The organism is Streptomyces triculaminicus, assembly GCF_017349075.1.
GTDB lineage: Bacteria > Actinomycetota > Actinomycetes > Streptomycetales > Streptomycetaceae > Streptomyces > Streptomyces triculaminicus.
This window is the reverse complement of sequence record NZ_JAFMOF010000003.1, coordinates 947285-959374: the sequence shown is the minus strand read 5'-3', so window position 1 is coordinate 959374 and position 12090 is coordinate 947285. Positions and strand designations below refer to the sequence as shown.

Below are 12090 nucleotides of genomic sequence, written 5' to 3'. Positions count from 1 at the left end.
TCCCCTCTCAGGTCACGCTCAGGGCGTCCTGGTTGATGGTCACGGTCGGGCCGATGAGCGTGATCTTCGCTCCCTGGCCGTTGTCGATGTGGATCCCGGCGTCGTTGATCACGATGGAGGCGCCGGACGCCGCCTTGAGGGTGAGCCCGGTGACCGGGTCGTCGGAGAGCACCACCGTCTGCCGGCCCAACTGCGTCTGCAGCACCTGGTTGGCCACGCCGGGAAGGCCGGCGAGCGCCTGCGGCGGCAGCTCCCGCTCGTGCCCGTACCAGCAGCCGGACCAGATGGGGTCGCTGGGATTGCCCTGCTCGAACTCCATCCACACCCCGGCCCCGACCGGAGGCACCGCGAAGTGCCCCATCCTCGGGCCGGCCACCGGGAAGCAGGGCATGGCCCAGTTGGACGGCTGGTCACCGAGGACGTCGGTCACCGTCGCCGTGATGCGGCCCTTCCGCTCCGGATCGATGTTGTTCACCACGGTGCCCCGGTACTTGCCGAGGTAGCGGGTCGGTTCAGTGGCCATGCGTCTGCTCCTGTGCTCCTTGCTGTGTCGGGCTCTTGCGGCTCGTACTGGCAGTCGGGCTCTTGGGGCTCGTACGGCGCCGGCCGTGCCGTGTGCGCCTCTCGCGCTACGGGCGGACGACGGGCGTGCGGGAGATCAGGCCCTCGCGGGCGAGGGTGAAGTTCTGGGAGTAGGCGCCCCGTTGGAGGCTGTGGGTGACGCTCTTGACGAAGTACAGGCCGTCGTACGTGATCCCGGCCCCCCGTACGCCCACCAGCTCACGGGGCCGCAGGACGTACCCGTAGCGGGCGACGTCGAGCTGACCGGAGCCGGAGACCGCGTCGGCGGACTCCATGGCCTTGGCGAGCGTCTCCGCCAGGGCCTTGCCCGTGTCCTTCTTCGCCGCGTCGTTGACCGAGGTCTTCTTCAGCGCGGGCGCCGGCTTGAGGGCCAGCGGCGGCCGCAGGATGCTCACCTCGGGAATCGGCAGCAGCGTCGCGATCTTGGTGGCCGGGATCTGCACCCGCGCCCTCGGCTCCTCCCGCGCGGTGCCGTCGAAGGCGAAGGTGAGCTGGTCGACGTTGGACAGCGCGTCCATGTTCACGTTGAGCGCGTGCTGCGGCAGGCCCAGCCGCACCTCCGGCCCCCAGTACGCCCGGCTCATGCCCGGCACGGGCCCCGGATCGAGGTAGAACACATAGCCGTTGGCCTTCGCCAGCTCGCTGATGTAGGCGAGATCGGTCCCGTTCTGGGCCTCCACCCGCTGCGTCGGCAACGACATCTGCGGAATCAGCTCCGGGACCACCAGCGGCGTGATGCCGTACTGCGCGTACCGCGTGAGCATGACGTTGACGCGCGCGGAGGGCGACATCGCCGGGAAGCCCGTACCCGTCCTGTCCTCCAGGTCCATCAGCACCGTCAGGTCCTCGCCGGTGACGGTGAGGGTGGACTGGCCGGGCTGATTGCTGACCCCGACCTCCTGGCGGATGAGCACACCGTCCATGAGGACGGTCGGAGTGCCCTGCACGGTGACGACGAGCACGACCCGTATCTGCGGATCGAAGAAGCCGCCGGGGAGCAGAGCGGTGTTGATCAGCCCGTTCTTCGACAGGTCGAACGCCAGCTGGAACCCGCTGCGCTGCCCGCTGGCCACGGTGACCTGGGCGGACAGCAGGGCATCGGTGACGGGCTGCGGCACAGGCACCGGAATCCGGGGCCCCATCATCAGCGTCAGATGAATCGGTCCGGTGGTGACCGGGGTGTCAGCCATTCGCGGCTCCGGGTATGCCCGCCGGCAACGCGACCCTGACCTTGCGGCCCGGCGCCCGGGTCAGATCCCCGGGATCGAGCACCGGATTGGCGTCCGCGATCTGCCACCACTGCTCGGCACTGCCGAGATAACGGTGCGCCAGCAGATCCGGCCGGTCCCCCGCACTGACGGTGTGCTCGGCCAGCACACTCAGCCGCGCCGGATCCGGCAGCAGCCGCCTGCGCAGATACGGAATCTGCCGCCCGTCCGCCTCGGTGTGCACAGCCACCGGAACGCCGTAGTACCGGCTGGACCGGGGATAGGCCGACGGCGCGGGAATCGCGTCCAGCGCCCCGGCCACACCATTGCTCTCGACCGTCATCAGAAACCCCCCGCATTCCCCAGCCCGAGCGCACCCCGGCTACCGGCAGCCGCCCGCCCGACCGACTGCTCCTTCTGCGACAGATGCGCCAGATACAACTCCGCCCCCCGGTGCCCGGTCGGCAGATCGTTGACCGTCAGCACCCGTAACCCGATCCCCACGGCGGCACGTATCGGATTCAGCTCGACATCGAACGCCTCCTCGGTGATGGTCAACTCGGTGAGCCGAACGGGCAGCACGCGCTTGCGCCCCCACGTGAACAACGTCAACGGCGCCTCGACAGGCGTGATCTCCAACGTCCCCAACCCGGCGAGCGCCTGATTGCCGCGTAACGTGGCGCTGGGTGGATGCAACAACATCTCCAACGCCGCCAACTGCGGCTGAATCCCATCAGGAGCCGGCGCCTCCAACTGATCGGTGGCATCCACCTCCGCCGTGAACTTCCACGTCTCGGCCGCAGGCCCCTTCAACCGCAACGCCTCGGTCCGATCCCCGGCCCCCTCCGCCCCGGCGGCCTGCGGCGCGAGCGAACGCTCCAGGGAATCGGGATTGAACTGCAGCACGATGATCCCGCGGGGGGTGCCGCGCCGGGGGTCGATGATGACGATGCCGGAACGGATGGGCTTGGGGATGTCGGCGTAGCGGGTCATCCGACCTCCCTATTTGACTGCTGCTTCGATATCGGCACGATGGTGACCTCCGCTTCCTCGGCTCGGGATCCCCGCATCAGCCACCGTCCGCCAGGTCGAGCCCCTCCAGCAGGAATCCGGCATCTCGCCGCACGGCAGGAGCCGGGTCCTCGCGTTGGATGGTCTCTGCGAGTTCCCTCAAGGCCGGCCAGGACGCGAGATATCCGATGGCCACGAGCAGCGCATGACGAGCATCCACTTCGCCGTCCTGCGCTACCCGCCGAAACGCTGCCACGATCTGTTCGTCCTGATCGAATGACGCAGTGAGCGCAACCAGGTAGATCGCGTGGATCTTCGCGTCCCTTCCGGAGGCGCGCGTCAGCAGCCCCAACGTCTCGTCGACCGACCAGACGGCGAGCGCTTCACGCACATCCCGGGCGACGTCCCTTGCCTCGGGCCCTCGCATCACAAAATAGCGGAGTTGTACTACGGGGTCCTCGATATATGTGATCGAGACGTCATCCTTCGACCACAGGTCGCGCAGCGGCGAACTCCCTTCACGCCCGATCGCGTCCAACTTCCAGCCGCGGTTCCATCCCAGCGTAGCGGTGTCATCCCTCGACACTTCCGACTTGAGTACGACTCGAATTTCCAGGTCCACCGCTGTTACACCCATCATTTCGGAAGCATCCCATGGTGCTGCATGATAAATCGCTTGATGTACTGCACGACGTCCTTACGGGTACTTCCCCAAACTCCTCCACCCATCTCCAACTTCATGGTGACCCACCGGGTAATGATTTCCAGCTTTCGAGACTCGAGTTCGCGGCGCTCGTCGTGGCTTCCGAACTCCGCCTGTGCGTCGTCCAGTCGTCGCTTCTCCTCCGCGTCGCCATGGGCCTTGACCCGCTCTTCCTCGGCCCGGTCGGCGAGCGTCCGCCCGCTGTCCTCCGCCTCGAGACCGCGCGTGGCCCGATAGGCACCCTCCATGGAAGCAGGGTAGAGCCCGCCGCCCCCCACCCTGGGTTGGGAACCGGGCCTGGCACTCGGATCTGCGAACGACTGGAAGGCATCGTCGACGGTCAGGCGCTGATTGGCAATGAGATCGAGCGTCATGGGCGCCAGCGCCACATTCTCCGGGTCACGCACGGATTCGCGGACATGCATGAGCCAGGCGAGGCGACCCAGACGTCTTTCCTCCTGCTCCGACAGCCCCGCCGGCCACTTCCCCGTGGCCACGAACGTCGATACCGCATTAGCGATGAAAGGACCGCCCAGCCGCATTGCTTTCAGATCCCGTGCGGCACTGCGGCTGACACTGGGGTTCTCCAACGTCTCGGTTGCGTATCGACTGAGGCGGTCGGCCGTCGTATTCGTCTGCTTGGCGATGGCCGGATACTTACCGATGTGGTTCACCATCGCGTTTCGCGCGTCGGCCGCGTTCTGCTTCGCACCCGGATGGAACTCGCTGACATGCATCCCGTTCTCGCCAAAGGTGAATCCCATGTAAGCCTGCGGGATGTTCGCCCCCCGTCGCTGCATGTGTCGAACCGCGCCCGGAATATCTGCGCCGCCGGCGACGTGCGGCCATGGCGCTGTTCGTGGGCGAGTGGAGGAGGCCTCCTCCTCCCTTCGTATTCGACGCGACGCGCGTTTCACCTCGGTGTTGGCGAGGAACTCGCGCACCGCCTCGCGGACGATCTCCCGGAGCTCACCTTCAGCCGGCTGGTACGGCCGTCCGGCCGAACCACCCGGGTTCAGAACCGCCCAGACCTCACGGGAGCCCTCAGCGCCCCTGACATTCAGGGATGTCAAGCGGTACCACAGGCGCATTCCTCCGAGGAGGGCTCGCAGCGGGACCCCGGCCACTCCCTTGCGGAGAAGACGTTCCAAGCGTGGCTTGATGCGAGCGAGAATCACGTCCAAGCGCGCCTGCTTCGCCTGCGGCGAGTTCTCGCGCTTGTTCCGCTCGTCCCGCTGCCGCCGGCGCTGCTCCTGCCGCTTCCTCCACCGGTCGCGCAAGCGATCCCGCTGCCGCGTGAACGCGTCGCGAATCTTCTTCGCCCCGTTCGTCAGCGCCTTCCCCAGCTTGCTGTTCTTGAGCTTGTGCCCCAGCGCCTTCGCCGCGTTCCCGACCTTCTTGAGCGCGCCCTTGACCGCCGTCTTCGCCCCGTTCAGGGCGCGGCCCGCAAGCGACGGGCCGGGGCGGCGGGTCGTCGACGGCTTGGGCTTGGGGGCGGCCTGGCGCGCCCCCGAAGGAGGCCGCTCCGGGGACCGGCGCGTGGGGGCCGGCTTCGCCGGGCCGGCGGCGGCCGGGCGACGGACCGGTTTCGTCGCCGGGCGGCGGCGCGGGCCCCCGAGGGCCCGGCCCGCACGGGCCAGGGCGTCCTTCGCCCGGTTCACGGCCGCTCCCGCGGCCTTCCGCGGCCCCTTCGTCGCCTTGGCGAGCCCCTTCGTGATCTTCTGGGCCATCGCCTTGAGCCGCCCGCCGACCCCCTTCGCCGCCATCTTCAGGCGGCTCAGCAGGAAGTTGGTGATGAAGTCGAGGAGGGCCACCACCCCGGACGCCACCGCCGCAGCGAAGAGGCATGCCGCGCCGACGCCCGACTTGACCGCCTTGAGGAAGGTCATGAACTTGCCGAACGCGGCGATGATCTTGCTGATCGTTCCCCACGCGGCCATCAGGCCCTGAATGATCGTCATAATCGCGCCGGCGGCCGGGACGATCAGCGAGACGAGCTTCTCGATGACGATCGAGATGATGATGGCGGGCAGCGACTGGACGAGCGCCTGCCAGGCCATCCGGCCTATCCGGGCGGTCGAGACGCAGCCCTTGACCAGGATGTTGATGATGGTCTTGCCGAGGCCGAGCACCGACTCGACCTTTTCGTTGAACCACGACTTCACCGCCGTCTTGACGGCGCCCCACAGGTGGTTCTGGATGCCTTCCTTGGCCGCGCCGCCCAGCTTGGCCAGCCAGCCGCCGGGGTCGGGGGCGATGTCCGCGACCAGTGCCGCGAACTGGCCGAGCATCGCGATCGCCTTCTGCGCGAAGTCGATCGCGGCCAGCACCGCGCTGCGTGCCATCTCGATGGCGGCCTTGAGGCCCTTCTCCAGGGCGTCGAGCAGCTTGTTCAGGCCGGCGGCCAGCAGGTCGAGGAGTTTGTTGACGGCGGCCTTGAGCTTGTCGGCCCACTCGTTGACCTTGGCGATGGCCTTGTCGCGCCATGCGCGGATCTTGTTGCGGAACTTCTCCCGCAGCTCCGGGAACGCCGCCAGCAGCACGTCGCCGATGGCGATCAGCGCGTCGGCGAGCTTCTTGATGAGCTCGACGGCGAGCTTCCTGGCCTGCTCGATCGCCCAGTTGGCGAACTCCCGGAACTTCTCGATGATGCCGTTGACGATCTTGCGGAAGAAGTCGAAGATCCCGGTGACCGCGCTCAGCAGCGCGTCGAACGCCGCCTTCACCTTCGACTTGACCCAGCCCCACCAGCCGGAGGACTCCTCCTTCTTGCGCTCCTTCTCCTTACGGGCCTTCTCCTCCGCCTCCTTCCGGTTGTCCTGGATCTTCTTGTTGTCGTCCTCCTGGCGCTTGCCGACCTCCTTGTCGGTGTCGGTGCGCTTGGTGTCGATCTCCTTGTTCTTCTCGCCGTGTTCCTTCACGGCGTCGGCGTCGGCCTGAGTGATCTTCTCGTCCTGCTCGGCCTGCCACTGCGTACGTTCGGCCGCCACCTGCTCGGCGGTCCGGCCGCGCTCGCCGGCCTGCGCCTCGGCGTTCTCGGCGACGGCCTGGTCCTGGGCCTCCTGGCTCCTGCGCCGTTCGTCGGCCTCGGACTGCTTCTGCCGCGACTGCTCCTCGCCCATGCGGCCCTGCGCCTGGCCCACCGCCGTCTGGATCTGCGGCCCGCGCTCCTGCTGGGCGACGACGGCCACGCCGGGCTTGGCCCCGCCGGCCCCGCGCCACCCCGGCGACGCCTGCCCGTACCGCCCCCGCCACCGCTCCCGGGCACCTCGCCCCGGAGGGTCTCGCCGGGCACGTCCGGGTAGATCCTGTCCTCGCCCATCGGCTTGGCCGCGTCCTCGCGGCCGACGCCGAGGATCTTCTCCGAGGACTTCTTGAGGTTCTCGGCCTGCCTGTCGGTGCGTTTCGGGTCGCTCTCGCCGGTGAGCTGCACCTTGGGGGCCGTGCCGACCGTGGTGTTCAGGGACGGGTCGGTGGTGGGCACCTCGCCGACGGCGTGCTGCACGTTCTGGACGTCCTGGGCGCTCACCTGGTTCGCCCCGTCGTCCGCGACGTGGGGCTGGGCGACGTCGGCCCCGGGGTTGTGTCCCTCGACCTTCTCGCCGTCCGCCTTCTTCTGCTCCTTGCCGCCCTCGGCGCCCTCCCGCTCGACGTGCTCGGTGACCTGCTGGGCGGGGGCGGCCTCCTCCGGCGCGCCGGAGAGCGTACGCGGAGCTCCCGAAGGGCGTTGCGCAGTAGGGGCGTTGGCCTCCAACGCGGCGTGCTGCTCACCGACCGAGCGGTCCACCGCGCCGTCCACGCCGTCGAGCGTGTCCGCCATCTGGTCGGGCGGCAGAGCGCCGGCCGTGGCGAGGGCGCTCTGCGGGTCCTGGCCGGAGACGTCGGGGGGTGCGGGCTTCTCGGCCTCCTTCTCCTTGCCGCCCGCGGCCGCGCCGCCGCCCTCGCAACCGCCCTCGCCGCCGCCCTCCTCCTCCGTGGTGGGCTGCGGGGCCCCGGCGCAGGCGCCGCCGCCCTCCTCCATCGAGGCGTCCGCCCCGGGCCCGGCGCCGGGGGCGCCGAGTCCGCCGGGCGCGTCGGCCTGTTCGGCGGCGGGCCCCATGGCGCCGAGCGCGGCCCCGCGCTCCCCGTCGTCCGCCAGCGGGCCGGGGCCGTCGGGGGCCGTACCCGGCCCGGTGCTGGGCGCCATGTCCGCGCCGGCGGACCGTCCGTCGGCTACGGGACCGACCGCAGCCGACGGCTCCTCGTGCTGCGGGCCGGCCCCCTCGTCGTACGACGGCTCGGGCTCCGCCCGCCCGGTACCGGGACTCGCCGTCTCCGGCTCCGGGCCGACCTCCTGCTCGACCGGCTTGTCCGGCGTGAGGTCCCGCGCCGTACGGTCCTGCGACTCACGGTCGGCCTCACGCCGGGCCGACGCCTCGGCCTCGGGTGCCGGCGCGGGCTGACCGGCGTCGGCGGACTGCTGGGGAACGGGCGCCTCCTCCGCGTCCTCCCCGGCCTCGTCACGCCGGTCCTCCTGGATCTCGTCCGCCTTGGTCCTCGGCGGCTCGGGGAACGACGGCGCCTCCTGCGCCGCCGCGCCCCCGTCCGAGGGGTCGAGCCGGTCGGCGGTGGGCACGGACGAGACGTCGAGGTCGGTGCCGGGGACGAAGTCCTCCGGGCGCAGCTCGGGCCCGGCCGGCTTGGCGGCCTCCGGCTCGTCGTCCTTCGGGGTCTCGGGCTCCTTGTCGGCTCCCGCCTCCACGCCCAGCGGCTCGTCCTCGGCGGCGCCCTTGTCGTCGTCGAGGAGCCCGTGCCGGGCCAGGGAACTGTCCTCGGCCTCGGCCAGCCTGTCCACCCGCTCGGGCCGTACGGGCCCGGGCTGCCGCTCCGCCCGCCCGTCGACGGCGGCGGGCCGCGAACCCTCGGCGGGCGCACGCCGCATGGCCTTCTGCTGCTGCTCAGGGGCGCCGGGAGCCTGCGCGGCGGCGGCCGCGAGGGGCGGTTCGGCGCCGGCCGCGGGTCCGGCAGCAGCGGCGCCGACGACACCGGCCGCCACCGCAGCGCGCGGCTGCGGACGCCCGGGCTCCTCATTGTGCTGCCGCCCGTCCTGCTCCTTGTCCTTGTCCTTCTCCGCGTCCTTCTCTTCGTCTTTCCCCTTCTCCTTGCCCTTCTCCTTCTCCTTGCCTTGTTGCTCGTCCTGCGGCGTGTCCTGCGGTTCGTCCTTGGCCGGCGGCGGCTCTTCCTTCTCCCCGCCCTCGGCCGGATCCTTCGAGTCCTTCGGCGGGGTCTCGGGCTCCTCGGCCTCCTCGGCCGGCACCCTGGGCGCCGGATCCGTCACCGGGCCGGGTGTCAGACCCGCGTCCGTGTCCGCCGGGCCGTGTTCGCTGATCTCCACCAGTTCGAGCAGCCGCTCGTGGTCCGGCGACGGCAGACGGTGGGAGAGCCGCTCCAGCACCGACGCCTTCAACTCGGGGGCGAAGCGGGTCAGCTGCTGCCGTACCCGTCCGGCCGCGTCGGCGGGGTCGCCGCGCAGGGAGCGGAGGATGCCCGCCGTGAGCCGGTCCACGAGCGTCGCGGGGTCGAGCAGCTCGGTACGGAACTGGTCGGCGCGCACGCGCGCGTACCGCAGCCAGCCCGGCGTGGCGCTCCGCGTCACCTCGGGAAGCGGCTGGTCCGAGCGGGCGCCGGCCTCGGCCTGCCGTTCCACCGCGTCCTGCGGCAGGCTGACCGCGCCCAGATCGCGTCCGGCCGTCAACGCCCCCAGCGGGTGCGGCGCCTGGACGGTGTGCAGCAGCTCGTGGGCGACCAGCCGCCGCCCGTCCTCCGTGCCCGGGCTGAACCTGCCCTCGGCGAAGAAGATGTCCTCGCCGACGGTGACGGCGTCCGCGCCCAGCAGGTCGGTCAGGAGTGCCGCGTCGCGGTCGGTGTGGACGCGGACGCGGCCGAAGTCATGGCCTAATCGTTCCTCCAGCTCGCGCCGCAGCCCGAGGTCGAGCGGCTGACCGGCCGCGGTGATGATCTCCTTGGGCTCCGGGGTACGAGCCTTGGGCGCCCGGGCCTTGCGCCTGCGCTGCTCGCTCTCGGCCGCCTGTTGCCGGTCGGCGGACACCTGAGCCCGTCTCATGCGCGCCGCCCCCCGACGTCCGTACCGGAGGCGTCCGTACGCCCGAAACCCCCACGATCGCCGTCCGTACGACTGCCGTCCGTACGCCCGCCCCCCGCCAGCCCCGTGTGCACGGCGCGGGCGAGCGCCGCGCCGAGCCGGTGCGGGGTGGTGGTGGCGGGCAGCGGCGGGAGGCCGCGGAGGAGGTCCACGGAGACGTCGGCGTTCTCCGCGAGCGGGACGCCACGGTCGCGGACGAGCCGGTGGAGTTCCCGGCGGAAGGCGTCGACGACGAGGTCGTGGTCGACGTGCTCGAAGCCGCTCAGCACCAGCTCGCCGATCTCGATGTCGACGCGCCGGGGATCCGTCACACCCATCCGCGCACCTCCGACGGCGTCAGCGAACGCTCGAGCTTCACGTACTCGGTACGCGCCGCGGCCAGCATGTGCCGCATCCGCAGCGGGCTTCCCTCGTCGGCGGCGAGGAACGCCGCCGCCAGCGCGATGTTCCTGATGGAGCCGCCCGCGACCGTGAGCTGGGCCAGCCGGTCGGGGTCCAGGTCCTCGCTCGGGGTCGCGCGAGGGATGACGCGGCGCCAGATCTCGGCGCGTTCCGGTACGCCGGGGAAGGGGAAGTCGACGATGAAGCGGATCCGGCGCATGAACGCCTGGTCGAGGGCCTGCTTCATGTTCGTGGTCAGGATGGCGAGCCCCCGGTACGCCTCCATGCGCATCAGCAGGTAGCTGACCTCGAGGTTGGCGTACCGGTCGTGGCTGTCCTTGACCTCGCTGCGCTTGCCGAACAGCGCGTCGGCCTCGTCGAACAGCAGGAGCGCTCCGCCGCGTTCGGCCGCGTCGAAGACCTTGCGCAGGTTCTTCTCGGTCTCGCCGATGTACTTGCTGACGATCTGGGAGAGGTCGATGACGAACAGGTCGACGCCCAGCTCGCCCGCGACGACCTCGGCGGCGAGCGTCTTGCCCGTTCCCGAGCCGCCGGCGAACAGGGCGGTGACCCCGAGGCCGCGCCGCAGCACCGACTCGAAGCCCCACTCCTGGTAGACGGTGGCGCGCCGCCGCACGTGGGCGACCGCTTCGCGCAGGATCTCGTGCTGGCGGTCGGCGAGGACGAGGTCCTCCCAGCCGGCGCGGGGTTCGATCCGGCGGCCGAGCTCGTCCAGGGACATCCGGGCCTCGGCCAGTCCCGCCCTCCACGCCTGCCGCCTGGCGTCGCCTCCGGGGGCCCGGCGCACCGCCGCTCCCGCCGAGCGGATGACGTGGGCGGGCAGCGAGAACTGGGCGACGAGGTCGCGTACGTCCTGTTCGCCGATGCCGTCGACGCCTTCGAGCGCCCCCGTCCACAGGTGGAGTTGTTCGTCGGAGGTCAGGGGCGGGACGGTGACGCGTTCGCGCTGGGCCATGCCGCCCGGCCGGGGCTCGTCGCCGGAGAGGATGACGGGTACGGGCAGCTCGGCGAGGAACCCCTCGGCACCGTCGCGGCGTTCGCCCGTCCGGTCGCCGTCCTCGATCAGCAGGGCGGCCGGGATGAGGATGGCCTCGCGCTGCCAGAGCCGGCCGAGCCGGTCCCGTTCGGCGGGGTCGGTGGGCAGGTCGTCCGCGGCGGCGGTGTACAGCGCGAGGCCCGCATGCTCGGCGGCGGTGGCGGCGATGTCCCAGCGGGTGGCACGGTCCGCGCCGACGAGTTCGGCGTGCGGCGGGCCGTCGAACCCGGCGCCGGTCCACACGCGGGCGACGCTCTCGACCGCGTCCCGGTGGCCGGGGGGCGGCGTCTCCTGCCGGGGGGACCGGCGCCGCAGGAGTCCGTGCAGGCGTACGTCCAGATAGGGCACGCCGACCAGGAAGTGCAGGATGCGCTCGTCCACGCGCAGCCGCGACGTCGTCGGCGACGTCTCGTCGTCGAGCTCGATCAGCCGCCAGCGGCGCAGCGGGCCGACGGGGGTCAGGGCGCTCCAGTGCGGGTCGTCGAGGGCCGCGAGGGCGAGGGCGAACGTCGGGTGGGGGCGGGCCGGGTCGCCGCAGGCGGCGGCGCACCGGGGGCCGGTGGTCGGGTCGGTCTGCTCGGCGGCGGCGAGGACGAGGACGTCGCGTTCGAAGGGTGTGAGGCCGAAGCAGGAGGCGACGACCGCCAGCGCGTCCAGGGGCGCGCCGTCCTCGGGGGCGGGGCCGGGGCCGCGTCCTCGCGGGGTGCTGTTTCCTGCCGTGGGCCGGCGGCCGGCGTCCGCGCGAGGCCGTCCGGCCCGGGGTGCGGCCGTGCGGACGTGTGCGCGTGCGCGTCGAGTCGCCGCAGTACCGCCTCGACGGCGGCGGCGAGGGCCTGCTGGTGTGGTGCTCCGTACCGCTCGCTCATACCCTCCCCCGGCATCCGGCGGTCCCCCGCTTCGTCATGACTCCGGCCCCCGCTCCGGTTGTGGCTCTGCTCCCGGCCACGGCCTCGGTCCCGGTCCCGGCCTCGGCCCCGATCCCGGCCCCGATCCCGGCCTCGGTCCC

General features: G+C 71.4%; 8 protein-coding genes and 1 pseudogene. All 9 read right to left on the bottom strand.

Features of this window, described 5'->3' with window-relative positions; all coding sequences use genetic code 11:
• Positions 1-7: 7 nt before the first annotated feature.
• Entirely contained in the window at positions 8-523 is a 516-nt protein-coding gene (locus J1792_RS22800) for a phage baseplate assembly protein V (RefSeq protein WP_086566851.1), read from the bottom strand.
• A gap of 106 nt (positions 524-629) precedes the next feature.
• Positions 630-1772 (bottom strand): hypothetical protein, encoded by a 1143-nt coding sequence (locus tag J1792_RS22795; protein WP_207248066.1) that lies wholly within the window; start codon positions 1770-1772, stop codon positions 630-632.
• Positions 1765-2133: a LysM peptidoglycan-binding domain-containing protein gene (locus J1792_RS22790; RefSeq protein ID WP_207248065.1), complete on the bottom strand. Its 369-nt coding sequence runs from the start codon at positions 2131-2133 to the stop codon at positions 1765-1767. The genes J1792_RS22795 and J1792_RS22790 overlap by 8 nt, the downstream gene beginning before the upstream one ends.
• On the bottom strand, positions 2133-2783 hold the full coding sequence (locus J1792_RS22785) for a hypothetical protein (protein WP_086566855.1): 651 nt from the start codon (positions 2781-2783) through the stop codon (positions 2133-2135). Before J1792_RS22785 ends, J1792_RS22790 begins: the two co-directional genes overlap by 1 nt.
• 76 nt (positions 2784-2859) lie before the next feature.
• Positions 2860-3423: a hypothetical protein gene (locus J1792_RS22780; protein ID WP_086566857.1), complete on the bottom strand. Its 564-nt coding sequence runs from the start codon at positions 3421-3423 to the stop codon at positions 2860-2862.
• 2998 nt (positions 3424-6421) lie between these two features.
• Positions 6422-9607 (bottom strand): eCIS core domain-containing protein, encoded by a 3186-nt coding sequence (locus J1792_RS35120; RefSeq protein ID WP_207248064.1) that lies wholly within the window; start codon positions 9605-9607, stop codon positions 6422-6424.
• Positions 9604-9957, bottom strand: a complete 354-nt coding sequence (locus J1792_RS22770) for a hypothetical protein (protein WP_207248063.1) — start codon at positions 9955-9957, stop codon at positions 9604-9606. Before J1792_RS22770 ends, J1792_RS35120 begins: the two co-directional genes overlap by 4 nt.
• Complete coding sequence (locus J1792_RS22765; protein WP_307843061.1) at positions 9954-11465, bottom strand: ATP-binding protein; 1512 nt, start codon at positions 11463-11465, stop codon at positions 9954-9956. Before J1792_RS22765 ends, J1792_RS22770 begins: the two co-directional genes overlap by 4 nt.
• Before the next feature lie 3 nt (positions 11466-11468).
• Positions 11469-11732, bottom strand: a pseudogene (locus tag J1792_RS35870) (ATP-binding protein); the annotation flags it as partial.
• Positions 11733-12090 lie beyond the last annotated feature (358 nt).

Coding starts and splice junctions, on each gene's coding strand:
- J1792_RS22800 (WP_086566851.1), bottom strand. CDS start 523: ATGGCCACTGAACCGACCCGCTACCTCGGCAAGTACCGGGGCACCGTG.
- J1792_RS22795 (WP_207248066.1), bottom strand. CDS start 1,772: ATGGCTGACACCCCGGTCACCACCGGACCGATTCATCTGACGCTGATG.
- J1792_RS22790 (WP_207248065.1), bottom strand. CDS start 2,133: ATGACGGTCGAGAGCAATGGTGTGGCCGGGGCGCTGGACGCGATTCCC.
- J1792_RS22785 (WP_086566855.1), bottom strand. CDS start 2,783: ATGACCCGCTACGCCGACATCCCCAAGCCCATCCGTTCCGGCATCGTC.
- J1792_RS35120 (WP_207248064.1), bottom strand. CDS start 9,607: ATGAGACGGGCTCAGGTGTCCGCCGACCGGCAACAGGCGGCCGAGAGC.